This is a genomic window from Enterobacter cloacae complex sp. IR5458, from assembly GCF_049238025.1.
Taxonomy (GTDB): domain Bacteria; phylum Pseudomonadota; class Gammaproteobacteria; order Enterobacterales; family Enterobacteriaceae; genus Enterobacter; species Enterobacter kobei.
This window is the reverse complement of the sequence record NZ_JBMKIF010000001.1, coordinates 203782-226605: the sequence shown is the minus strand read 5'-3', so window position 1 is coordinate 226605 and position 22824 is coordinate 203782. Positions and strand designations below refer to the sequence as shown.

Below are 22824 nucleotides of genomic sequence, written 5' to 3'. Positions count from 1 at the left end.
TTGTCATGCAACAATTACCGATTCTCTTTCGCCAGCCCGGTCTTGTGTTGCTTGTCGGCCTGGCTGGTGGGCTTTTACCTGACGTAGGCCGGGCAAATTCAGGCCTGGATACGAACATTACCGCCAACATTGTTAATAGCAGTTGTAAGGTAACCGTTGATAATGGAGGAGAAATCTATCTCCCCACGGTTATACGTAGTTGGTTTTATAACGCTGATGGTAGCGATCGCTATGTTCCTGGCGATGATGCAGGCGGCACACCTTTTAAGATTTATGTCGATGACTGCTATGGTGAAAGCGGCAACCCTGCAAAGCTGAATTTCAGCTTCTCTCCTCAATCAGGATTCTGGCCGGGACAAAACCAGGTATTTAAAAGCGATGATACTGCTGCAGGAACGGCGAGAAACGTCGGCGTGGTGATTTTTTCCGGAAAAAATAAAGCCAACGTATTAAATAACGACGGAACGTCAAAAGTCGTCTACGACGTGAGTGGTGAGGGTTCTGCATATATAACGGATTATGAATTCTACGTCAGATATCAAAACACAGGCGTTGTTACTGGCGGGACGGTGACCAGCAAAATACGCGTTGACGTCACTTATGAATAATAACCAGAACAGGAAATGGATGAGAATGTTCAAAGAATTCACACACAGCCCCTTTATTAACGGTGCTGTGAAGGTTGCCTTAACCGGCCTGCTTTTCTCTTTTTGCCAGTCAAGTTGGGCGGGAGAATGCCGAATGGCTGATGGCTATGGCGGTACAACAAAACTGGTCAACTCTGAATACTCGGGGGCAACAATTCGCTTACCCGATCAGGGGGCGTATATCAATGAAATCTTTACCGTTAACCTGACGCCGGGCATCCAGATAAATTGTAGTCCGGTTAAGGGGAATGACGGCTACAATCTGATGGCGCAAACCAACCCTGAGCTGCTGGCAGGCAGCAAGTACAATGAGGGCATGTTTGCGACCAATATCCCCGGCATCTATTACAGCGTGAAGGTTAAAACGTCCGACACCGGAATCGGCGGCCTTTTTGGCACGAATACTACCGGCTGGTATACGACAGCAGCATGGGGGCCAAATACACCGCTGGACGGAAAGTGGCTTAATACGTACATATTTCTCTACGTCGGTTATGACTACCAGGGTAACCCAAACAGGGAAACCGTTATAAAACCGAGACCGGGTACCCTGGGAAAAATGTCGATAGGCGATCCCGCGGACAGCAATAACCAGCCCTGGACATTTACAATAGATGAGAACTCATTCCAGATCCCCGTCGTATTGCCTACCTGTGATATCGTTATGCTGGGTAACGGCACGCACACGGTGGATCTGGGAGATTATTTTGTTTCCGACATCAGATACAAGCGCGTCAAAGACGTGCCTTTTAGCATAAATTTCAACGACTGCACCAGCGTGGCACGATATACCACTAAGCTCACGACAACCAAACTGACGGGTATAGACCATGACCTTCTCGGCAATACGCTTTCAACAGGGGCGCAAGGTGCGGGCGTGAAGATCTTGTATAACAACGGGAACTCGCAGCTTATTCCCAATGATGCGAACTCGTCGTATGACATGACGGAAACAGGCGTCCCCACGTCGACGCAGATAAACTTTGTGGCCCAACTGATCGCAGATGGCAGCATGATTACCCCCGGCGCGTTTAGCGCTTCCGGCGTGTTCACCATCTCCTACAATTAATCCTACCCCTGCGGCTGATTGCTGATCAGCCGCGACATCGTCTCCAGCGAATCCGTTCTTAAGATATAGAGGCGTTTCAGTAAGAACGGATTATCCCCCGGCTTGACCTTCCCTTTCACCGTCGTTACCGCCAGATGAAAACCGGCGTCGTTCGCTGCCTTGATCGCTTTATTGTCATAGTCGCCAAACGGGTAAGAAAGGTACAGCACGCGCGGGTTGAACTGCGACAGCGCACGGCGGGAACGTTCAAAATCGAACAGGATCACGTGATAGCTGCGGCTCAATAAAATCGGGTGTTTATACCCATCCACGCGATGCAGGAAGTGAGTGTGAGACTGAATGTCGAACACGTCCTGTATGCCCTTAATTTCCTGAACGCTCATAAACTGCAGCGATTTTGGGTCCCACTTCTGCGGATGACCTTTGATGCGTGACGAAATAATAAACGCGGTCGCGTTGAAGCCATATTCTTTCAAAACCGGGTAAGCGTAACGGCTCACCGACTTCAGCCCATCGTCAAACGTAATCACCACCGCCTTCGCGGGCAGGTTCATCTTGTTACGCACGTAGCCTTCCAGCTGGTACATCGTCAGCGTCGCGTATCCCTGATCGCGAAGCCAGGTCATCTGGTTGCTGAACGCACGTACGCTGGTGGTCGTGGAGGTATGGCGAAAACGGGTGTTTTCTTCGTCGCGCAGAATATGGTGGTAGGTGAGAACCGGGATGCCGTTATCTTCCTGCGCATCCAGGCTGCTGATCCACGCCAGGCGATTGCCAATGCGGATTTGATACCACGTCTGATTCAGACGGTCTTTGAGCTTATTCAGAATGGGGTAACGCAGGTTGGCGCTAAGGGTGCCAAAGGGCGCACTTCCGCTACTGGGCGCGTTATAAACGGGGGTATCTTTCCATGTGATGAGGTTTTGGTTACTGAGCGGCTTATTCAGATCGCCCAGACTGTCCTCTACACGCTGCTTGCCCTGCACGTTTTCAAGGTGCGCTTTATCAATAAACCCCGTGCCGAACCCGAAGCGAAATTCATAATAATCCGCCGCGGCGGGAAAGACCGCGAGGATCTGCCCGGCGCGCACATTGCCCACGTTAACCACGTCGTTACCCACCTGGGCCCAGATGGCTGCATCCTCAGTGGTTTGCATATAGTGAGCAGGGAGACCTTGCTGACTCACCAGGCTGGCAGACGCCCCACCGGACACCAGCAGCAAAAGGATAAAGATAACGCGCATGAACATAGGATATAAATCGACACGGAAAATCAGTCGCCATTGTAGCAAAAGCGACATCAATACCAATGTTTAATGTTTATACAGATCGTGAAGCAGAACGAAAGGCGGGTTCTTCTGCTGCTGGTGCCACAAGCTGCTCACCCCAGGCATGCCCTCCCCCACAATGGCGTGACGAAACTCCGCGCTGCTTAATGAGGCGCGAAGGGGATACATGGCTTCGAGTAAAGGCAGACTGATACCGGAGATCACTTCACAATTATCGTGCTTGTGGCTCAGCAACGCGGCGGCCCGATAAGGTGCAGCGCCTGATTTATCCGTCAGAAAAATTACCCCATCACCGGTGTCTGTTTCATGCAGCGCATCGCACATCATCCGGCTGAGCATGTTGGTGCTTAACCCACGCCAGTAGTTAACCGCCCGGCATTGCACCAGCGGACCCAATCGGGCCTCAAGCTTGTCCAGCATTTCCTGCGCCTGTTCATCGTGGCAGGTGATAACCCATCCCAGCATAACTCTCTCCTTAGCAGGCAAGTAGTTTAGCGGAGTGAAGGTTAGCTTACGGTGATAACTGTCAAAGAAAGCGCCCGGCAAACAGAGCGTCGCCGGGCAAAAGGTTAGCTGCGAAGACCGCGACCGCGCTGAATCAGATACCAGCACAGCAGGTAGAACGCGACAATGAATACCCCCAGCACCGCCACCGTCGTAAACAGCGGTACATCGGTAATACCGAGGAAGCCAAAGCGGAAGCCGCTGATCATGTAGACGATCGGGTTCAGGTGCGACAGCGCCTGCCAGAAGGGCGGCAGCAGCGTCAGGGAGTAGAAGACCCCGCCGAGGTAGGTGAGCGGCGTCAGCACGAAGGTCGGGATTAGGCTGATGTCGTCAAACGTTTTGGCAAATACCGCGTTCAGCAGACCGGCCAGCGAGAACAGGATTGCCGTCAGAAGCAGCGTCAGCGCGACAAATAGCCAGGAGTGGACCTGGAACGGGACGAAGAACAGCGAAATCGCCGTCACCAGGATCCCCACGCACAGACCGCGCGCTACGCCGCCGCCCACGTACCCGGCGATAATCACATGCGTCGGCACGGGTGCCACCAGCAGCTCTTCAATATTGCGCTGGAATTTGGCGCTAAAGAACGACGACGCCACATTCGCGTAGGCGTTGGTGATCACCGCCATCATGATCAGACCCGGCACGATAAATTGCATATAGGTAAAACCGTGCATCTCACCAATCCGGGAACCAATCAGATTACCGAAGATGATGAAATAGAGCGTCATGGTGATCACCGGTGGCACGAGGGTTTGCACCCAGATACGCATAAAGCGGTTAATCTCTTTCGCCCAGATGCTTTTCAGCGCGACCCAATAAAGATGCGTCATGCCTTGTCTCCTTGTTTATCCTGCACCAGAGAGACAAACAGCTCTTCCAGTCGGTTCGCTTTGTTACGCATACTTAAAACCTGAATCCCCTGCGCGCTCAGCTGAGAGAACACGCTGTTGATCCCCTGCTCGCGCAGCACTTCCACTTCCAGCGTCGAGGTATCCACCAGACGATACTGGTACCCTTCCAGCTTCGGCAGCGGGCTTTTTGCCGCCAGGTCGAGGATAAAGGTTTCTGATTTCAGCTTGGAAAGCAGGTTTTTCATCGAAGTGTTTTCCACCAGCTCGCCGTGCTGAATGATGCCGATGTTGCGGCACAGCATTTCAGCCTCTTCCAGATAGTGGGTAGTCAGAATAATGGTGGTGCCTTTATCGTTCAGATCCTTCAGGAAGCCCCACATCGAGCGGCGCAGTTCGATATCCACACCCGCGGTCGGTTCATCGAGGATCAGCAGTTTTGGCTCATGCATCAGCGCACGGGCAATCATCAGGCGGCGTTTCATCCCGCCGGACAACATCCGCGCACGTTCGTTACGTTTTTCCCACAGATCGAGCTGCTTCAGGTACTTTTCGCTGCGCTCCAGCGCCTCTTTGCGCTCAACGCCGTAATAACCCGCCTGGTTAACGACGATCTGCTGCACCGTCTCGAACGGGTTGAAGTTGAACTCCTGCGGTACCAGCCCCAGCTGGCGTTTGGCGTTAACCACATCTTTTTGCAGATCGTATCCGAACACGCTAACGCGGCCGGAGGTTTTGTTCACCAGCGAGCTGATGATCCCGATGGTGGTAGATTTCCCTGCCCCATTCGGCCCCAGAAGCGCGTAAAAATCCCCGGCCTCTACTTTAAGATCTATCCCGCGTAGCGCCTGAACGCCACCCGAATAGGTTTTTTTAAGCTGCTCAAGCTCCAGTGCAATTGCCATGAATTTAACTTACCTTCAGTTCTTACACACGTTGTGTGGTTTCATTAAAAGTCGGGTTACCCTATAGTAGCGCAACGCAATTACTTGGTTACAGGTCGCTAACCTCCATGAACGACATAGATACACTCATTAGCAACAATGCACTATGGTCAAAAATGCTGGTGGAGGAAGACCCCGGATTTTTTGGAAAACTCGCACAAGCCCAGAACCCGCGCTTTCTCTGGATTGGCTGTTCCGACAGCCGCGTGCCGGCCGAACGTCTGACTGGCCTTGAGCCAGGAGAACTGTTTGTTCACCGTAATGTCGCCAACCTGGTGATTCACACCGATCTCAACTGCCTGTCTGTGGTTCAGTATGCCGTTGACGTTCTGGAAGTCGAGCACATCATTATTTGTGGCCACTACGGCTGCGGCGGCGTGCAGGCGGCGGTTGAAAACCCGGAACTGGGATTGATTGATAACTGGCTGCTGCACATCCGCGATATCTGGTTCAAACATAGCTCACTGCTGGGCGAAATGCCGCAGGAGCGTCGCATGGACACTCTGTGCGAACTCAACGTGATGGAGCAGGTGTATAACCTTGGGCATTCGACCATCATGCAGTCAGCGTGGAAACGCGGGCAGAAGGTCTCTATCCACGGCTGGGCGTACGGTATTCACGATGGTCTGCTGCGCAATCTGGAAGTCACCGCCACCAACCGCGAAACGCTGGAACAGCGTTACCGCTCAGGGATTGCCAACCTCAAGCTTAAGCATGTGAACCATAAATAAGTGCACGTTAAAAAGCCGGGTGGCGCCGAGGTAAAAGCAAAACGGCAACCAGGTTGCCGTTTTTTGGGTTTGCTCCCTCTCCCTGTGGGAGAGGGCCGGGGTGAGGGCATCAGGCCGCACCCAACTCGTTTACTCGTCCAGTAATACCACTTTTCCCACATACGGCAGATGACGATAACGCTGTGCGTAGTCGATGCCGTAACCCACCACGAATTCGTCCGGAATGGAGAAACCGACAAACTCTACCGGGACCTGCACTTCGCGACGGTCAGGTTTATCCAGCAGCGTACAAATTGCCAGTGATTTCGGCTCGCGCAGGCTCAGGATCTCGCGCACTTTAGAGAGCGTGTTACCGGAGTCGATAATATCCTCCACGATCAACACGTCTTTGCCACGAATATCTTCATCCAGATCTTTCAGGATTTTCACATCACGGGTTGTGGACATGCCGCTGCCGTAGCTGGAGGCGGTCATAAAATCGACCTCGTGAGGCACCTGCACTTCACGGCACAGGTCCGCCATGAACATGAAAGAGCCACGCAACAGACCAACCAGCACCATTTCGCTGCCGCTGTCCTTGTAATGTTCGGTGATTTGACGACCCAGTTCGGCGATACGCGCTTTGATCTCGGCTTCCGGGATCATCACTTCAACAGTATGTTTCATATTACTAACCATATGATTTTAATGAAAATCTCTCAATGCAGATGAACTCACTTCAGGCATTGATACGCAAGCCAGCCATTATATCAGCAAATGGATAAGCCTGGCGTATGAGTTATAAAAAGCAAATATTGTGATTCCGATCACACTTGTTAATACCTATAATTAGTTGCTAGCAAATTATTAACAAAAACTGACGAGTACACTTTCTATGGCTGAAACACACTCTAAACAGCCGCGTCTACTGGTGACACTAACAGCGTTATTCGCCGCCTTCTGCGGCCTGTACCTGTTAATCGGTGGCGTCTGGCTGGTCGCGATCGGCGGCTCATGGTACTACCCAATCGCGGGCCTGGTTATGCTTGGCGTAACCGTCCTGCTCTGGCGTAGAAAACAATCTGCACTGTGGCTGTATGCAGTTTTACTCCTCGCAACCATGATCTGGGGCGTCTGGGAAGTCGGCTTCGACTTCTGGGCACTGACGCCGCGCAGCGACATCCTGGTCTTCTTCGGTATCTGGCTGATCCTGCCGTTCGTCTGGCGTCGCCTGATTGTGCCTTCCCGCGGTGCCGTAGCGGCACTGCTGGTGGCGTTGCTCATCAGCGGCGGTATGCTCACCTGGGCCGGTTTTAACGATCCGCAGGAGATCAACGGGACGCTGAATGCGGAGTCTACCCCTGCGGCGGCTATCTCGCAGGTTGCTGACGGTGACTGGCCGGCCTATGGCCGTAACCAGGAAGGTCAGCGTTACTCCCCGCTTAAGCAGATCAACGCGGACAACGTTAAAAACCTGAAAGAAGCCTGGGTATTCCGCACCGGCGACCTGAAGATGCCGAACGATCCGGGCGAACTGACCAACGAAGTGACGCCAATTAAAGTCGGCAACATGCTTTATCTGTGTACGGCGCACCAGCGTCTGTTCGCGCTCGACGCGGCCACCGGTAAAGAGAAATGGCACTTCGATCCACAGCTGAATTCCAACCCGTCATTCCAGCACGTGACCTGCCGTGGCGTCTCTTACCACGAAGCGCGTGCGGATAATGCGAGCCCGGAAGTGGTTGCCGACTGTCCTCGCCGCATTATGCTGCCTGTGAACGATGGCCGTCTGTTTGCCATCAACGCAGAAACCGGCAAGCTGTGCGAAACCTTCGCCAACAAAGGTATCCTGAATCTGCAGACCAACATGCCGGACACCACGCCGGGTCTGTATGAACCGACTTCTCCGCCAATCATCACCGATAAAACCATCGTGATTGCCGGTTCGGTGACGGATAACTTCTCCACGCGTGAAACCTCGGGCGTGATCCGCGGCTTCGACGTGAATACCGGTAAACTGCTGTGGGCATTCGACCCGGGCGCGAAAGATCCTAACGCGATCCCGTCAGACGAACACACGTTTACCTTCAACTCGCCAAACTCCTGGGCGCCTGCCGCGTATGACGCGAAGCTGGACCTGGTGTACCTGCCGATGGGTGTGACCACGCCAGATATCTGGGGCGGTAACCGCACGCCGGAGCAGGAGCGCTATGCGAGCGCCATCGTGGCGCTGAACGCGACCACCGGTAAGCTGGCCTGGAGCTACCAGACCGTTCACCACGATCTGTGGGATATGGATATGCCGTCCCAGCCGACGCTGGCGGACATTACCGTTAACGGCAAAACCGTTCCGGTGATTTACGCTCCGGCCAAGACGGGCAACATCTTCGTGCTGGATCGCAGCAACGGCAAGCTGGTTGTGCCTGCGCCGGAAAAACCGGTTCCGCAGGGCGCGGCGAAAGGCGATTACGTCTCTAAAACGCAGCCGTTCTCTGACCTGAGCTTCCGTCCGAAGAAAGACCTGAGCGGGGCAGACATGTGGGGTGCCACCATGTTTGACCAGCTGGTATGCCGCGTGATGTTCCATCAGCTGCGCTATGAAGGCATCTTCACACCACCTTCTGAGCAGGGCACGCTGGTCTTCCCGGGTAACCTGGGGATGTTCGAATGGGGCGGTATTTCCGTCGACCCGAACCGTCAGGTTGCTATTGCCAACCCAATGGCGCTGCCGTTCGTTTCCCGCCTGATCCCACGCGGTCCGGGCAACCCAATGGAGCAGCCGAAAGATGCGAAAGGTAGCGGTACCGAAGCCGGTATCCAGCCGCAGTATGGCGTACCGTATGGCGTGACCCTGAACCCGTTCCTGTCACCGTTTGGTCTGCCGTGTAAACAGCCTGCCTGGGGTTACATCTCCGGTCTGGATCTGAAAACCAACCAGATTGTGTGGAAAAAACGTATTGGTACGCCACAGGACAGCATGCCGTTCCCAATGCCGGTTCCGGTGCCGTTCAATATGGGTATGCCAATGCTGGGTGGCCCAATCTCTACCGCCGGTAACGTGCTGTTCATCGCGGCAACCGCAGATAACTACCTGCGCGCGTACAACATGACCAATGGTGAGAAACTGTGGCAAGGCCGTCTGCCTGCGGGTGGACAGGCAACGCCGATGACCTATGAAGTGAATGGCAAGCAGTACGTTGTCATCTCTGCGGGTGGTCACGGTTCGTTTGGCACGAAGATGGGCGACTATATCGTCGCGTATGCGCTGCCTGACGACGCAAGGTAAAAGCAAAACGGCAACGAAAGTTGCCGTTTTTAGTGTCTGTTCCCTCTCCCCGTGGGAGAGGGTCAGGGTGAGGGCATCAGGCCGCACCAGCGAAAAGTAGGCCGGGTAAGGCGAAGCCGCCACCCGGCTTTTTTTATACGGTAAAACCGAGCATCATCCCCGTATCTTCATGCTCCAGCAGATGGCAATGCGCCATGTAGGCAAACTCCTTCGGCGCGTCGTGGTCAAACTTCACCAGCACCTCGCTCACGCCGCCCTCCACTCTCACGGTGTCCTTCCAGCCTGCGCGATGCGCATCCGGCGCGTTGCCGTTCTCAGAAAGAATGCGGAACTGCGTGCCGTGGATGTGGAACGGGTGCAGCATCATGTCGCCTTCGCCTGAAATCACCCAGCGCTCAAACTGCCCTTTTGTAGCGGCAAACATCGGCGTGTTCATATCAAACGATTTACCGTTGATCTTATTGGCGTTGTGGAAATCAAAGCCATGGCCGCCATGATCCATGCCGCCCATTTTGCCGTGGTCCATATTCATATGGCCCATCATCTGACCGTGATGCATTCCCGCCATTGCCTGATTGCCATACTTCTTCATCAGCGCCTGCATGCCCATCATGTCGAGCATCGGATCCATGGAGAGCTGAAGCTTGCGTTGCGTGAGCCCGTCAAGCGACGGGAGTGCAGTCAGCGTGGTTAACGTATCCGGCAGCGTGCCCGACGCGGTAACCAGTAACGGCTGAATGCGTAACACTGGATGCGGCTTATCAAATGGCGCAACCGCCATCCCCATCTGGCTGACCGGGAGGGTCACCAGGTCAAACGCCTTGCCGTCGCTGATATCCACCAGCACCTCAAAGCGCTCCCCCATGAGCATCGGCAGCGCATCCACTTTAACTGGCTCGGGCAGAAGCCCCCCGTCGCTGGCGACCACGTACAAAGGGCGTTTATCACTGGTCGCAAAATTAAGGGAACGCGCGTTACAGCCGTTAAGCAGACGTAAACGCAGCCAGCCTTTTGGCGCGGCGTGCTGAGGGTAAATCGCACCGTTGGTCAGCAGCGTATCCCCGAACCAGCCGACCGCCGCGCTCATGACGTCCAGCTGGTAGTCAATCTGCCCGTCTGCGGTGAATTTTTTGTCCTGCACAATCACCGGCACATCATCGATGCCCCACTGTTTCGGCAGACGCAGCAGGCGGCTTTCATCGTCTTCAATCAGCACCAGCCCGGCCAACCCCATCGCAACCTGATGGCCGGTTTTGCCATGCTGATGCGGATGGAACCAGCAGGTCGCCGCACGCTGCTCGGGCGTAAAAGTCACGCTACGTTTACCACCGGCCTTGATAATGCCCTGTGGTCCACCGTCGACTTCACCCGGCACTTCCAGCCCGTGCCAGTGGAGCGTCGTCTCTTCTGCGAGCGTGTTGTGGATATCCACCGTCACCGCTTTCCCTTTACGTAGCTGAAGCGCCGGACCGAGCAAATTGCCGTTATAGCCCCACGTCGTGGCGTTGTGCCCGCCAAAGGATGTTTGACCGGACTGAACAACGAGCTGGATACGGCTACGGGCGTCAGCGGTCAGTAAATCAGGGATGGGTAAGGCAGGTCTTTCAGCCGCGAAAACGGCGCGGCTCCAGAGTGGTAGTGCGCTGGCAGCCCCCAGCGCAACGGAATATTTTAAAAAATCACGACGTTGCATGTTCATTTCCTTATTTCCAGCAGGCGATCTTTTGAGCATAAACCCTCCCCTTACCGGAAGGTCAAGTCGGGCGGCAATAATAAAGATCGTCGCACTGGCATCAAGTATGCTAACGTTAATTTTCCGTGAAGAAGTGGTAGAAGCAATGAAGACGTTTTTCAGGACAATTTTGTTCGGTAGCCTGATGGCAATGTGTGCGAACAGCTATGCGCTCAGTGAAAATGAAGCGGAAGATATGGCCGACCTGACGGCGGTTTTTGTATTCCTGAAAAATGATTGTGGCTACCAGAATTTACCCAACGGGCAAATTCGCCGTGCGCTGGTCTTTTTCGCCCAGCAGAACCAATGGGATCTCAGCAACTACGACAGCTTTGACATGAAGGCGCTCGGTGAAGACAGTTACCGTGACTTGAGCGGTATTGGCATTCCCACGGCTAAAAAATGCAAAGCGCTGGCTCGCGATTCACTCAGCCTGCTCGCCTACGTGAAATAATCTTCCCGACGCCCCCTGTTCACCCTATAACCGTGCAACCATGGTTATAGTTAGCTATCATGTTTCGCTCATTTTTTATGAGTGTTACGGATGTTAACAAAGGAGGAGTCCGCGTATGGCCGACCACACGTTGTGGCATGAAACACTGCATGACCAGTTTGGTCAGTATTTTGCCGTTGATAACGTGCTCTATCATGAGAAAACCGATCACCAGGATCTCATCATCTTTGAGAATGCCGCTTTTGGCCGCGTCATGGCACTGGATGGCGTAGTACAAACGACCGAGCGTGACGAGTTTATCTATCACGAGATGATGACCCACGTTCCGCTGCTGGCGCACGGGCACGCGAAACACGTTCTGATTATCGGCGGTGGCGACGGCGCAATGCTGCGTGAAGTGTCCCGTCATCAATCGATTGAAACCATTACGATGGTCGAGATCGACGCGGGTGTGGTCTCTTTCTGCCGTCAGTACCTGCCCAACCACAATGCCGGTAGCTATGACGATCCGCGGTTTAACCTGGTGATTGACGACGGCGTTAACTTCGTTAACCAGACCTCGCAGACCTTTGACGTCATTATCTCCGACTGCACCGACCCTATCGGCCCGGGTGCATCGCTGTTTACCTCCTCGTTCTACGAAGGCTGTAAGCGCTGCCTGAACCCTGGCGGGATCTTTGTCGCACAAAACGGCGTCTGCTTCCTGCAGCAGGATGAAGCGCTCGACAGCCATCGCAAGCTCAGCACCTATTTTTCTGACGTCAGCTTCTATCAGGCGGCCATTCCTACCTATTACGGCGGGATCATGACCTTTGCCTGGGCGACGGATAACGACGTGCTGCGCCACCTCTCGACTGAAATTATTCAGGCCCGCTTCCATCAGGCTGGTCTCACGTGCCGCTACTACAATCCGGCAATTCATACCGCCGCGTTTGCGCTGCCGCAGTACCTGCAAGACGCATTATCCACTAAGGGGGTGAGCTAATTGAAAAAGCTTAAACTGCATGGCTTTAACAACCTGACCAAAAGCCTGAGTTTTTGTATTTACGATATCTGCTATGCCAAAACAGCGGAAGAACGCGATGGTTACATCGCCTATATCGACGAACTCTACAACGCCAACCGTCTGACCGAGATCCTGACAGAAACCTGTTCAATCATTGGCGCCAACATCCTGAACATCGCGCGTCAGGATTACGAACCCCAGGGTGCCAGCGTGACCATTCTGGTCAGCGAAGAGCCGGTCGACCCGAAGCTTATCGACAAAACGGAGCATCCGGGCCCGCTGCCGGAAGTGGTCGTCGCGCACCTCGATAAAAGCCATATCTGCGTGCACACCTATCCGGAGAGCCACCCGGAAGGTGGGCTGTGTACTTTCCGGGCTGACATAGAAGTGTCGACCTGTGGCGTGATTTCCCCGCTGAACGCGCTGAACTATTTAATCCACCAGCTGGAATCGGACATCGTGACCATTGATTATCGCGTGCGCGGCTTCACCCGCGATATCAACGGGATGAAGCACTTCATCGACCATGAGATCAACTCCATCCAGAACTTTATGTCTGACGACATGAAGTCGCTGTATGACATGATGGATGTGAACGTGTATCAGGAAAACATCTTCCATACCAAGATGTTACTTAAGGAGTTTGACCTTAAGCACTACATGTTCCACACCCGGCCAGAAGATTTGAGCGAAGACGAGCGCAAGGCCATTACCGACCTGCTCTGGAAAGAGATGCGGGAAATCTACTACGGCCGCAATATTCCTGCCGTGTAACACGCATGCAAACGGATAAAGAAGGAAAAGCGATGATTTTTCCTTCTTTATTATTTTGTTTGTTTCTTAAACCGGCGTTTGTGCCAGTATCATCGCCGCTTCCGTACGATTTCTGACACCCAGTTGACGAAACAAGGCATGGAGATGATTCTTAACCGTTCCTTCCGCAATCCCCAGCACACGACAAATTTGTTTATTACTGTGTCCTTGGACAACAAGATGCAGGATCTCGCGCTGCCGGGGTGAGAGTGTGCGCAAAGGGGGCGGGGAATTATGCATTCGTATTAATTTATGCTCACGCAGGCAACTATCCGGTAAATATATTCTCCCTTGCCGCACCCATTCGATCGCCTACAATAACTCTTCCGACTCCATTTTCTTTGTCAAAATCCCGGCGGCACCATTCTCCAAAAAACAAATCGGGTTTACATTATCCAGCCGTGAAAAGTTCATCAACACGAAAACATGATCCGCCTGTGATGTTAACTGCGTTAATAATGCTATTTTTTTCTCAATCTCGTAATCAGCATCCAGAATAATAATATCAGCCCGGTTTTTTATTAACCCTTTCCAGACCTCATCTTCGCTATGTGCTGCTGTGATATGTAGTGCGGGCGCAAGTTCAGCCCAACGGCATCGGATGCCATGAATGAACAGCGGCAATTCATCATAAATAAGTATATTCATTGTCGTCCCACTTAAATAATCGTTATCTTGTTAGCGGCACTTAAAAACCTCATACAGACCTCAACGCGAGAGCTGCTGTGCGATGAAAAGCAATAACACCAGATGAAATTTTCAATTGCAGGAGTAATGCCGGTTTAATTTATTAAGCACAGCCCGTCACATTTCGCCATGTAACTTTCGATACAGGCCATTCCATACAGACGGAATGATTTCTGAAAACATAACTTTACGCTCATAGATGCTTTATTCATCGATATCCATGATTAAGGGGCAGACATATTCTGCAACCACCAAAATATCGAGGAATGAATTATGCCAGATGCAAATGTTGATGCCGGATTTATAGGTTCAGTTATTAGTTCATTGCCGCTAGACAGTATGATTTCTGCGCCACTACAGGCAATGATTAAAGCCCAAACCCAGGCAGCAAAAAGTTATACCGATTTCTTATTAAGTGTCTGTATTAAGGACGGCAAGGCCGTTTCGGTACAGTTTGATTATGAGGAAACGCTCGTCGATGAGAAAGGCGTGACGACCGGTACACAGACCAAAGTCATGCGTATTCCTCTGCTCGCGGCAGTCGTGCATCCCATCATCTGTATCGAAGAAGGGACTATCGACTTCGAGCTTGAGATCCACCAGAGCGCAGCCAGCAACGAAAGCAGCAGCCAGGAAGGCTCCCTTGAGGGCAAAATCGGCTGGGGTCCATTCTCCGTCAGCGTGAAGGGGAGTGTTAGCCATAAGTCAGAACAGACCCGCTCGACCGATACCCGAGCCAAATACTCCATCCACACCTCTGTAAAACGTCAGCCGATGCCGGAGGCGCTCAGCCGCGTGGTCGATTATCTGACAAATGCTGCCACCAAACCGGCACAACGCGCAGAAGATCAGCCTGCCACACTGCCTGCCACCAACAGTTCAGGTCTGATTACCCCAGCACCGGCCCCTGCCCCGGTCGCGCCGCCTCAAGGGGGTAACGGTTAACCCACACCACACATTCAAACGCATTTAATACCCCTGGCAGGTGCCCGGCTTACGGACACCTGCCTGAAGGAGAAAAAGCATGCCTGATTCACGTCGATTCTGGTTCAGCCGTAAATCGCCCGACGCTGTAACGCCTGAAACCAGTCCCGAAACCCCGGCGGATAAACCGACAACGCTGTCATCAGAAGATCCACCGGACATAACGCCGTCCCATGCTCCCTCCGGCGAAAACGGCAACACCGGAGGCAATGACGGGGGAAATAACGGCGGTGCCGGTGGAGGCGATAACGGTACGCCGCCGCCTCCTGCCGGCAACAAGGGCAACCACGCTATGGGCTTAGATACCCTGGTACAAGGGCTCCAGCACGCGGCTTTCAGTGCCAACCAGTATATGACCCATCAGTACATCGCCGTGCTCTCCCAGTTGTTTGAGCAGGCTCCGGACGGTAGCTACAAACCCGACTACGCCGAGCTTCAGCTGGATGATGAGCATCGTTTGAACGTGCCGCTGGTAACGCTTGCACCACCGCGCAATCTCTCGATGGAGAGAATGAAGATGCGCCTGACCGTTCGCGGTGATGCAACCGAATCCATAAGCACGCTAACAGGACAGGGAGAGCGTGGCCACTTCCTCGTCACCATGGCGCCCCAGCCCCATGAAGGTAAAACGGACACCCAAAACATTGATATTGAAATTGATTTTGTCGCTCAGGAGCCGCCAGAAGCGGTGCTGCGCCTGCTTGATGAATTCATCCACCGTATGACTCCCGTCCCCGTAAAGGAGAAAAACCATGAGTGATGCTTTGAAAACAACGGGCAATGGCGGCATTGCCCTTATCAAACAGTATGAAGGCCTGCGTTTAACCACCTACAAAGATGCCGTCGGCATTCCAACCATCGGTTATGGCCATGTCGAAAACCCGATCCCACCAGGCGGCACGCGAACCATCACCGCTGAAGACGCAGAGCAGATCCTTCGTGAGGACTTGCAGCGTTTTGAGCATGACGTCAACAACATGCTGACGGTGGAAGTCACCCAGAACCAGTTCGATGCCCTGGTGAGCTTCGCCTTTAACCTGGGGCCAGCCAATCTGAAGAGTTCAACCCTGTTGCGCAAAGTGAACAGCGGAGACTTCAACGGCGCAGCTGAGGAATTTCCGAAATGGAACCATGCCGGTGGCCAGGTTCTGGCGGGCCTGACTGCACGTCGGAACGCTGAAAAAAACCTGTTTTTATCCTGATCAATCACGAGGTGTAACATGACAATTCGAATTCTTTCCTGGTGTGCTGACTCCTTTACGCATGAGGCAGACGACCTGCGAGGGGCGGATGAAGATCTGCTGGCACACGCCAAAGAGCGGATGGAATTCCGCCTGAGTCAGGTCAGTGCTCAGCTCAAAACGGTACTGGAAACCGACTCCGGCAGCTGGGACCATACCTTTGTCACGCTTCCAGAATTCTTCTGGAATACCCGCTGGAGTAATGTGCACAGTGAAGATGACATCATGAAGCTCGGTGATTTCTACATGAGCAATGTCAGCGACTACGTTAACAGACTGATTGATGCCTTCCCTGCCCGTTCCGGGGATCCCTCCTCTGCCATCACCTTTCTGGCGGGAACCTGTGCCATCCTGTATCGAGACGATGACGAGAGTGAGAAGACGCCCTGCCACGACGCCGTTTTTCACGCCGTGAACTGGCTGCTGTGCGGGCAAAATACCCGTAGCGATAAATCCCTGACGATGTGGCCGAAACGCTACGTTTCCACGATTGATTTCTTTCCTCAGACGGACAGCCACGCGATCCCGGGGCATATTTCTGCCCAATTGCCGGATGGTCAGATCATTCATATCGGCGACAGCAGCGAAGTGTCGGCAGAATCATTGCATGGGATCGTTGTCACCGATTACTTCACCAATACTTATGCGGGCGATAAGCCGTTCAGCATTGATATCTGTCTGGATTACTTCACGCAGGGGAATGTTCGCCCGGCGGGCTGGGAGCAACGGATAGCGGAGCTGCAGAGCAAAAACAGCGACATTGATTTTCTGATCGCCTGCGGAATGCCGGTCAGCGATCCGCCGCAAAACCCGGGTGGGGTGAAATTCCTTGTACGTAACGACGGTATGCCAGTCGCGTCTCAATGCCAGGCGTGGTCGTTCAGCGCCGGGAGGGCAACGCCCGTTGCAGCGACCAACCCTACCGCTAATTTTGTGAGATTTTTACTGTAGCGTAAAACCCGCAGATTCCCTCCGGTACTCTCCGGAGGGAATTTCCGTTACTTCTGTTTCATAAACGCCCGGTACGCAGCTACCACCTGCAAAAAGTCCTCGACGCCGCACAGCGACAGGCTCTCTTCATCGTAGTAGCTCATCCCCTCTTCCATCTCATCACCCGAAAACTCCAGCTGGTTGGCGCGCACCATCACCTCTTCGCCATCCATCCACAGCGTGTATTCATGTCCGGCACGTTGCCAGGAGCGTTCACTGCCTTTTACCGTCTTCGCCGCCTGTTCAACTTCATCCAGCAGCGCGAGATCCTCTTTCACCTCTTCGTTAAACCAGTGGCCAACGGCTTCGTGCCCCATCGACATACGCACTTTCACCACTCCGGTGATGTCGCGCAGAAATTCGTAATCCATAGTATTTTCCTCTGCAAAGCCATTAGGGTAATTATCGCAGCAGAGAGGAAGAAAAAAAGCGGGAGAGGCGGGAGGAATGAAAATAAAAAGTGAGAGCAAGACCCAGCGGCCTGATGCCCTCACCCCGTCCCTCTCCCACGGGAGAGGGTGCAAACACTAAAAACCGTCTCAACAGAGACGGTTTTGCCGTTTATACCGCGGTCTGGAAGATAACCCCGTCAGCCTTCTCGGTGTACTGAGAGAGCTGGTCGAAGTTCAGATAGCGATAGGTGTCCACCGCCGTCTTATCTACCTGAGCCACAAAGGTCTGGTACTCTTCCGGCGTTGGCAGCTTGCCAATCAGCGCCGCAACCGCAGCCAGCTCCGCAGAAGCCAGGTAAACGTTCGCACCGGTACCTAAACGGTTCGGGAAGTTACGGGTAGAGGTGGAGACCACCGTCGCACCGTCCGCCACGCGCGCCTGGTTACCCATACACAGGGAACAACCTGGGATTTCGATACGCGCACCACTCTTACCAAACACGCTGTAGTAACCTTCTTCCGTCAGCTGTGCGGCATCCATACGGGTTGGCGGTGCCACCCACAGGCGGGTCGGCAGCTGGCCTTTATGGGTATCCAGCAGCTTACCGGCAGCACGGAAGTGACCGATGTTGGTCATGCAGGAGCCGATGAACACTTCGTCGATCTTATCGCCCTGCACATCAGAGAGCAGACGCGCATCGTCAGGATCGTTCGGTGCACACAGGATTGGCTCTTTGATATCCGCCAGATCGATGTCGATCACTGCCGCATACTCTGCGTCAGCGTCCGCTTCCAGCAGCTGCGGATCCGCCAGCCATTTCTCCATGCCCTGGATACGACGCTCCAGCGTACGACGGTCGCCGTAGCCTTCTGCAATCATCCACTTCAGCAGCACGATGTTGGAGGTCAGATACTCAATAATCGGCTCTTTGTTCAGCTTGATGGTACAGCCCGCCGCAGAACGCTCAGCGGAGGCATCGGTCAGCTCGAACGCCTGCTCCACTTTCAGATCCGGCAGACCTTCGATTTCCAGAATGCGGCCAGAGAAGATGTTTTTCTTCCCTTTCTTCTCAACGGTCAGCAGGCCCTGTTTAATCGCATACAGCGGGATCGCGTGAACCAGGTCGCGCAGGGTGATACCCGGCTGCATTTTACCTTTGAAGCGCACCAGCACTGATTCCGGCATATCCAGCGGCATCACGCCGGTCGCAGCCGCAAATGCCACCAGACCGGAGCCCGCCGGGAAGGAGATACCGATAGGGAAACGGGTGTGGGAGTCACCACCGGTACCCACGGTATCCGGCAGCAGCATGCGGTTCAGCCAGGAGTGGATAACACCGTCACCCGGACGCAGGGAGACACCGCCACGGTTCATGATGAAGTCTGGCAGCGTGTGGTGCGTGGTCACGTCAACCGGCTTCGGATACGCCGCTGTGTGACAGAAGGACTGCATCACCAGATCAGAAGAGAAGCCCAGGCACGCCAGGTCTTTCAGTTCGTCACGGGTCATTGGGCCGGTGGTGTCCTGAGACCCCACGGAAGTCATCTTCGGCTCGCAGTATGCGCCAGGGCGAATACCCGCGACGCCGCACGCGCGACCCACCATTTTCTGCGCCAGCGAATAACCACGGTTGCTTTCCGCAACATCTTTCGCGTGACGGAACACGTCTGAGTGCGGCAGGCCCAGCGCTTCACGCGCTTTGGTGGTCAGGCCACGGCCGATGATCAGCGGGATACGGCCACCGGCACGCACTTCGTCAATCAGCACGTCGGTTTTCAGCTCGAAGCTTGCCAGCAGTTCGTTAGTGTCGTGGTTACGCACTTCGCCTTTATACGGGTAGACGTCAATCACGTCGCCCATGTTCAGGTTACTGACATCCACTTCAATTGGCAGCGCACCTGCATCTTCCATGGTGTTAAAGAAGATAGGGGCAATTTTGCCGCCGAGGCACAGGCCGCCGCCGCGCTTGTTAGGCACGTGCGGAATGTCGTCACCCATGAACCACAGTACGGAGTTGGTTGCGGACTTACGGGAAGAACCGGTACCCACAACATCACCCACATAGGCCAGCGGGAAACCTTTCTCCTGAAGCGCTTCGATCTGTTTGATCGGGCCGACGCTACCCGGCTGATCCGGCTCAATGCCTTCACGGGCGTTCTTCAGCATCGCCAGGGCGTGAAGAGGGATATCAGGACGAGACCACGCATCCGGCGCCGGAGAGAGGTCATCGGTGTTGGTTTCACCGGTCACTTTGAAGACGGTCACGGTAATTTTTTCTGCCAGGGCCGGACGGTTGAGGAACCATTCGGCGTCCGCCCAGGACTGCATCACCTGCTTCGCATAGACATTGCCCGCTTTGGCTTTTTCTTCGACATCGTAGAAGTTATCGAACATCAGCAGCGTTGAAGAGAGCGCTTTCGCGGCAATCGGTGCCAGCGTGTCGTTATCCAGCGCGTCAATCAGTGGATGAATGTTGTAACCACCCTGCATAGTGCCGAGCAGTTCAATGGCTTTTTCAGGAGTAACCAGTGGGGAGGTGGCTTCGCCTTTGGCGATAGCAGCAAGGAATCCGGCTTTTACGTAGGCAGCTTCATCTACGCCAGGCGGTACGCGGTTGATCAGCAGATCTAACAGGAATTCTTCTTCGCCCTTAGGCGGGTTCTTCAGCAGCTCGACGAGCGCGGCCATTTGGGTTGCATCTAACGGTTTGGGTACAATTCCCTCGGCGGCACGTTCTGCTACGTGCTTACGGTATTCTTCTAGCACGACGGTTCTCCTCGCTCTCATTGTCATATGCGGCGGGCGTTCTCTTCACGCTCCTGTGAGACAGCAGTTTGTAGGGTAAATGCCCGATACCGCGTCGGGCAGCATAGCAGGATTTCTGCACAGTGTTAATCTGTTTACAAAAAAGCAACATTAAAATATTTGCTGAATCGTTAAGCATGGTGTAGCGGGGAAACGAGACGAATTCGGGGCACAAAAAAACCGCCTCACAGCGGTTAATTTGTTGCCTTGCGGTGGTAGCACACCGGGTTGGCAGATTTGCGGCAACATCAACGTGAGAGATTGTGCATCACCGCCTGTTGGCTTGCAAGCCGCTATCGCGATTTTGCGTAGCGCCTTCCCATTTCGTATGAAAGCCCATGTAATTGCATTTTTTGCCTTCTTCAGATCCCTTGAACTGACTATTCTTCTCCGCGGCCTGCTCCGCTGGTGTAGCAACCAGTCACCGGGCCCGGGAGCAGTTCCGTAACCTACGCGGCAACATCAACTTGCCTGGTTCTGCCTTTCCCGGTGAAGAATGAACCCGCGTAGCCTGTACAGGAACGCATGCAATGGAGATGCGAATCACTGCGCTGATCGTTGCGATCGGTTTACTGCTTACCGCACTACACGGTGGCTGGAACATATCCGACATCACGGTGCTGTTCGTCGTCAACCTCGGCAACTAGCTGCTGGCCGCTCGCAAGAGCGGCCTTCTGAAACCCCGGCGGTTTTTCAACCATCCGATATAATTGTGTAATAAATATTCACACTCTTTGTCCGGACAAAATCGACGCTTCCCAAGAAAAGTCAAAACCGTAAAAGACGGGTGAATAATACTCACGCCAACCGTAACGCCTCACGGCACAGCGCTTGTCTCGTTGGAGTCACTATATGAAGTTGCCCTTTAAGCCACATCTGCTCGTCCTTCTGTGCAGTACCGGGCTGTTTGCCGCCTCTGGCGTGATGTTTGTCAAAAGCCGTGCATCAGAGCCTGTCGCTCCCGCGCCTGTCACCCAACAACAGGTGGCAACACCTGCGGCCCAACCCGCTCCCGTTGTCGCACCAGCTTACACGGCCGCGCAAATCGATCAGTGGGTCGCCCCGATTGCGCTCTATCCGGACGCGCTGCTGTCTCAAATTTTAATGGCATCGACCTATCCGGCCAACGTTATCCAGGCCGCGCAGTGGTCAAAAGATAACCCCAACATGCAGGGCGATGCCGCAATTCAGGCGGTGGCGAGCCAGCCGTGGGATCCCAGCGTGAAATCGCTGGTGGCGTTTCCTCAGTTAATGTCGCTGATGGGCGGAAATCCGCCGTGGGTACAAAACCTCGGCGATGCGTTTCTCGCGCAGCCGAAGGACGTGATGGATTCCGTTCAGCGCCTGCGCGCGCTGGCGCAGAAGACCGGCGCTTTACAAACCACGCCTCAGCAGACGGTCACCACCGTGACAAAACCGGCGCCAGCGAAAACCAGCACCACTGAAACAACGACAGCCACGACTTCCGCGCCCGCCCCAACGGTAATCAAAATTGAATCTGCCGATCCGCAGGTTGTTTATGTCCCTACCTATAACCCCAATACGGTTTACGGTACCTGGCCAAACACCGCGTATCCGCCAACCTATCTCCCGCCCTCGCCTGGCGAGCAATTTACCGACAGCCTGGTGAAAGGCTTAGGCTTTAGCCTGGGCGTGGCGACAACCTACGCCATCTTCAGCAATATCGACTGGGATGACGATGATGACTGGGATCATCACCATCATGACGATGACTGGGATCACGGCGGCTATAATCGCAACGGTGATAACAACATCAATATTAACGTTCAGAACTTTAATAAAATCAGTGGTCAGCGTCTGACGGACGCCAGCCGCACCTGGCAGCACAACCCGGCCTATCGGGAAGGTGTGCCCTACCCGACAAACCAGCTCAACACGCGCTTCCACTCCACCAACACGGCTACGGGGCTCAGCGCAACACAGCAAAAACCGGTTAGCCGCGATAGCCAGCGTCAGGCCGCCCTCAGCCAGATGGAGAAATCGACAGGCAAAACCTTCCCACAGACAGCGCACCCGGGGATTAAAGATGCACAGCGGCAGGCCTCAAGCGAACAGCTCAAGCAGATTTCTCAGCGCAGTAACTACCGTGGCTATGACACCAAACCTCAGACGGCGAAGCGGACAACCACACAGCAGCGCGAAAACCGCCAGACCGCAACGCAGCGACAGGAGAAACGAATCTCACAACCTGCGCAGCAACACGCGCTACAGCAGCGAACCAGTCAGCCCCGGGCGAATGCGCTGAGCGGTAACGACAGTCGCTCCGCCAACTGGCAAGCCCAGCAGCAGCGTGGTTCGCAAAGCAGACAACTGGCTGCCCGTCATCAGCCGCCGCGTCAGGCATCTGCCGGACGTGTTGAACACCGTGAATTCCGTCATCGTTAAGGGAGCAAAC

Annotated in this window: 22 protein-coding genes; 12 read left to right on the top strand and 10 right to left on the bottom strand. The window is 54.1% G+C overall.

The features are described from left to right. The first annotated feature begins 5 nt into the window (after nt 1–5). Both ACOTYN_RS01045 and ACOTYN_RS01040 read left to right on the top strand, forming a co-directional pair. Nucleotides 6–608: a fimbrial-like protein gene (locus tag ACOTYN_RS01045; RefSeq protein WP_332956094.1), complete on the top strand. Its 603-nt coding sequence runs from the start codon at nt 6–8 to the stop codon at nt 606–608. A gap of 25 nt (nt 609–633) precedes the next feature. Continuing rightward, a complete protein-coding gene (locus ACOTYN_RS01040) occupies nt 634–1716 on the top strand; it encodes a fimbrial protein (RefSeq protein ID WP_193970142.1) in 1083 nt (360 codons plus the stop codon). 2 nt (nt 1717–1718) lie between these two features. Here ACOTYN_RS01040 and ACOTYN_RS01035 read toward each other — a convergent pair whose 3' ends face one another. The 4 genes from ACOTYN_RS01035 to ACOTYN_RS01020 form a co-directional block, all read right to left on the bottom strand. After that, complete coding sequence (locus ACOTYN_RS01035) at nt 1719–2966, bottom strand: polysaccharide deacetylase family protein (protein WP_332956201.1); 1248 nt, start codon at nt 2964–2966, stop codon at nt 1719–1721. A gap of 63 nt (nt 2967–3029) precedes the next feature. After that, nucleotides 3030–3470: a PTS sugar transporter subunit IIA gene (locus ACOTYN_RS01030; RefSeq protein WP_014882589.1), complete on the bottom strand. Its 441-nt coding sequence runs from the start codon at nt 3468–3470 to the stop codon at nt 3030–3032. A gap of 104 nt (nt 3471–3574) precedes the next feature. Further along, the gene (locus ACOTYN_RS01025) at nt 3575–4345 is read right to left on the bottom strand and encodes an ABC transporter permease (RefSeq protein WP_023332106.1); all 771 of its coding nucleotides are present in this window, start codon (nt 4343–4345) and stop codon (nt 3575–3577) included. Continuing rightward, entirely contained in the window at nt 4342–5268 is a 927-nt protein-coding gene (locus tag ACOTYN_RS01020) for an ABC transporter ATP-binding protein (RefSeq protein ID WP_023332105.1), read from the bottom strand. The genes ACOTYN_RS01025 and ACOTYN_RS01020 overlap by 4 nt, the downstream gene beginning before the upstream one ends. A 107-nt stretch (nt 5269–5375) precedes the next feature. Here ACOTYN_RS01020 and can point away from each other — a divergent pair, with 107 nt between their 5' ends. Then, nucleotides 5376–6038, top strand: coding sequence for a carbonate dehydratase (can, locus tag ACOTYN_RS01015; RefSeq protein WP_014882586.1), 663 nt, complete (start codon nt 5376–5378; stop codon nt 6036–6038). 129 nt (nt 6039–6167) lie between these two features. Here the strand turns inward: can and hpt are convergent, their stop codons facing one another. Next, nucleotides 6168–6704, bottom strand: coding sequence for a hypoxanthine phosphoribosyltransferase (hpt, locus tag ACOTYN_RS01010; protein ID WP_014882585.1), 537 nt, complete (start codon nt 6702–6704; stop codon nt 6168–6170). A gap of 208 nt (nt 6705–6912) precedes the next feature. Between hpt and ACOTYN_RS01005 the strand changes: the two genes are divergently transcribed. Then, complete coding sequence (locus tag ACOTYN_RS01005) at nt 6913–9303, top strand: glucose/quinate/shikimate family membrane-bound PQQ-dependent dehydrogenase (RefSeq protein ID WP_032637492.1); 2391 nt, start codon at nt 6913–6915, stop codon at nt 9301–9303. A gap of 133 nt (nt 9304–9436) precedes the next feature. On the opposite strand, the gene cueO is transcribed toward ACOTYN_RS01005, so the two are convergent. Then, complete coding sequence (gene cueO, locus ACOTYN_RS01000; protein WP_332956098.1) at nt 9437–10996, bottom strand: multicopper oxidase CueO; 1560 nt, start codon at nt 10994–10996, stop codon at nt 9437–9439. A 145-nt stretch (nt 10997–11141) separates the two neighbouring features. On the opposite strand from cueO, the gene ACOTYN_RS00995 reads away from it, so the two are divergent. The 3 genes from ACOTYN_RS00995 to speD all read left to right on the top strand — a co-directional run bounded on the left by ACOTYN_RS00995 (nt 11142) and on the right by speD (nt 13269). After that, a complete protein-coding gene (locus ACOTYN_RS00995; protein ID WP_014882582.1) occupies nt 11142–11489 on the top strand; it encodes a YacC family pilotin-like protein in 348 nt (115 codons plus the stop codon). A 115-nt stretch (nt 11490–11604) separates the two neighbouring features. After that, a complete protein-coding gene (gene speE, locus ACOTYN_RS00990) occupies nt 11605–12474 on the top strand; it encodes a polyamine aminopropyltransferase (protein ID WP_014882581.1) in 870 nt (289 codons plus the stop codon). Next, nucleotides 12475–13269 carry an adenosylmethionine decarboxylase gene (gene speD, locus ACOTYN_RS00985; RefSeq protein WP_014882580.1) on the top strand — a complete coding sequence of 265 codons (795 nt, stop codon included), beginning with the start codon at nt 12475–12477 and terminating at the stop codon, nt 13267–13269. Between the two features lie 66 nt (nt 13270–13335). Here the strand turns inward: speD and ACOTYN_RS00980 are convergent, their stop codons facing one another. Beyond that, complete coding sequence (locus ACOTYN_RS00980) at nt 13336–13548, bottom strand: response regulator transcription factor (protein WP_245005210.1); 213 nt, start codon at nt 13546–13548, stop codon at nt 13336–13338. A 72-nt stretch (nt 13549–13620) separates the two neighbouring features. Continuing rightward, on the bottom strand, nt 13621–13956 hold the full coding sequence (locus tag ACOTYN_RS00975) for a hypothetical protein (RefSeq protein WP_332956103.1): 336 nt from the start codon (nt 13954–13956) through the stop codon (nt 13621–13623). 312 nt (nt 13957–14268) lie between these two features. On the opposite strand from ACOTYN_RS00975, the gene ACOTYN_RS00970 reads away from it, so the two are divergent. The 4 genes from ACOTYN_RS00970 (at nt 14269) to ACOTYN_RS00955 (ending at nt 17171) form a co-directional block, all read left to right on the top strand. Then, on the top strand, nt 14269–14940 hold the full coding sequence (locus ACOTYN_RS00970) for a DUF2589 domain-containing protein (protein ID WP_023332101.1): 672 nt from the start codon (nt 14269–14271) through the stop codon (nt 14938–14940). A 79-nt stretch (nt 14941–15019) separates the two neighbouring features. Then, on the top strand, nt 15020–15739 hold the full coding sequence (locus ACOTYN_RS00965; RefSeq protein ID WP_023339019.1) for a DUF2589 domain-containing protein: 720 nt from the start codon (nt 15020–15022) through the stop codon (nt 15737–15739). After that, nucleotides 15732–16181: a lysozyme gene (locus ACOTYN_RS00960; protein ID WP_023332099.1), complete on the top strand. Its 450-nt coding sequence runs from the start codon at nt 15732–15734 to the stop codon at nt 16179–16181. The genes ACOTYN_RS00965 and ACOTYN_RS00960 overlap by 8 nt, the downstream gene beginning before the upstream one ends. Before the next feature lie 18 nt (nt 16182–16199). Then, nucleotides 16200–17171: a hypothetical protein gene (locus ACOTYN_RS00955; RefSeq protein ID WP_047344019.1), complete on the top strand. Its 972-nt coding sequence runs from the start codon at nt 16200–16202 to the stop codon at nt 17169–17171. Between the two features lie 47 nt (nt 17172–17218). Here the strand turns inward: ACOTYN_RS00955 and yacL are convergent, their stop codons facing one another. Beyond that, the gene (gene yacL / locus ACOTYN_RS00950) at nt 17219–17581 is read right to left on the bottom strand and encodes a protein YacL (protein ID WP_014882574.1); all 363 of its coding nucleotides are present in this window, start codon (nt 17579–17581) and stop codon (nt 17219–17221) included. A 190-nt stretch (nt 17582–17771) separates the two neighbouring features. Next, nucleotides 17772–20369: a bifunctional aconitate hydratase 2/2-methylisocitrate dehydratase gene (gene acnB / locus ACOTYN_RS00945; protein ID WP_023332097.1), complete on the bottom strand. Its 2598-nt coding sequence runs from the start codon at nt 20367–20369 to the stop codon at nt 17772–17774. 891 nt (nt 20370–21260) lie between these two features. Here acnB and ACOTYN_RS00940 point away from each other — a divergent pair. Beyond that, nucleotides 21261–22814 carry a DUF3300 domain-containing protein gene (locus ACOTYN_RS00940; RefSeq protein ID WP_063434187.1) on the top strand — a complete coding sequence of 518 codons (1554 nt, stop codon included), beginning with the start codon at nt 21261–21263 and terminating at the stop codon, nt 22812–22814. Nucleotides 22815–22824 lie beyond the last annotated feature (10 nt).

What these genes read in the sequence shown, in the direction of transcription:
- ACOTYN_RS01035 (WP_332956201.1), bottom strand. Translation starts at nt 2,966, where the DNA reads ATGTTCATGCGCGTTATCTTTATCCTTTTGCTGCTGGTGTCCGGTGGG.
- ACOTYN_RS01005 (WP_032637492.1), top strand. Translation starts at nt 6,913, where the DNA reads ATGGCTGAAACACACTCTAAACAGCCGCGTCTACTGGTGACACTAACA.
- hpt (WP_014882585.1), bottom strand. Translation starts at nt 6,704, where the DNA reads ATGAAACATACTGTTGAAGTGATGATCCCGGAAGCCGAGATCAAAGCG.
- ACOTYN_RS00980 (WP_245005210.1), bottom strand. Translation starts at nt 13,548, where the DNA reads ATGCATAATTCCCCGCCCCCTTTGCGCACACTCTCACCCCGGCAGCGC.
- ACOTYN_RS00940 (WP_063434187.1), top strand. Translation starts at nt 21,261, where the DNA reads ATGAAGTTGCCCTTTAAGCCACATCTGCTCGTCCTTCTGTGCAGTACC.
- cueO (WP_332956098.1), bottom strand. Translation starts at nt 10,996, where the DNA reads ATGCAACGTCGTGATTTTTTAAAATATTCCGTTGCGCTGGGGGCTGCC.
- ACOTYN_RS00955 (WP_047344019.1), top strand. Translation starts at nt 16,200, where the DNA reads ATGACAATTCGAATTCTTTCCTGGTGTGCTGACTCCTTTACGCATGAG.
- ACOTYN_RS01025 (WP_023332106.1), bottom strand. Translation starts at nt 4,345, where the DNA reads ATGACGCATCTTTATTGGGTCGCGCTGAAAAGCATCTGGGCGAAAGAG.
- speE (WP_014882581.1), top strand. Translation starts at nt 11,605, where the DNA reads ATGGCCGACCACACGTTGTGGCATGAAACACTGCATGACCAGTTTGGT.
- ACOTYN_RS00970 (WP_023332101.1), top strand. Translation starts at nt 14,269, where the DNA reads ATGCCAGATGCAAATGTTGATGCCGGATTTATAGGTTCAGTTATTAGT.
- ACOTYN_RS01040 (WP_193970142.1), top strand. Translation starts at nt 634, where the DNA reads ATGTTCAAAGAATTCACACACAGCCCCTTTATTAACGGTGCTGTGAAG.
- ACOTYN_RS00965 (WP_023339019.1), top strand. Translation starts at nt 15,020, where the DNA reads ATGCCTGATTCACGTCGATTCTGGTTCAGCCGTAAATCGCCCGACGCT.
- can (WP_014882586.1), top strand. Translation starts at nt 5,376, where the DNA reads ATGAACGACATAGATACACTCATTAGCAACAATGCACTATGGTCAAAA.
- ACOTYN_RS00975 (WP_332956103.1), bottom strand. Translation starts at nt 13,956, where the DNA reads ATGAATATACTTATTTATGATGAATTGCCGCTGTTCATTCATGGCATC.
- yacL (WP_014882574.1), bottom strand. Translation starts at nt 17,581, where the DNA reads ATGGATTACGAATTTCTGCGCGACATCACCGGAGTGGTGAAAGTGCGT.
- ACOTYN_RS00960 (WP_023332099.1), top strand. Translation starts at nt 15,732, where the DNA reads ATGAGTGATGCTTTGAAAACAACGGGCAATGGCGGCATTGCCCTTATC.
- ACOTYN_RS00995 (WP_014882582.1), top strand. Translation starts at nt 11,142, where the DNA reads ATGAAGACGTTTTTCAGGACAATTTTGTTCGGTAGCCTGATGGCAATG.
- ACOTYN_RS01030 (WP_014882589.1), bottom strand. Translation starts at nt 3,470, where the DNA reads ATGCTGGGATGGGTTATCACCTGCCACGATGAACAGGCGCAGGAAATG.
- ACOTYN_RS01020 (WP_023332105.1), bottom strand. Translation starts at nt 5,268, where the DNA reads ATGGCAATTGCACTGGAGCTTGAGCAGCTTAAAAAAACCTATTCGGGT.
- ACOTYN_RS01045 (WP_332956094.1), top strand. Translation starts at nt 6, where the DNA reads ATGCAACAATTACCGATTCTCTTTCGCCAGCCCGGTCTTGTGTTGCTT.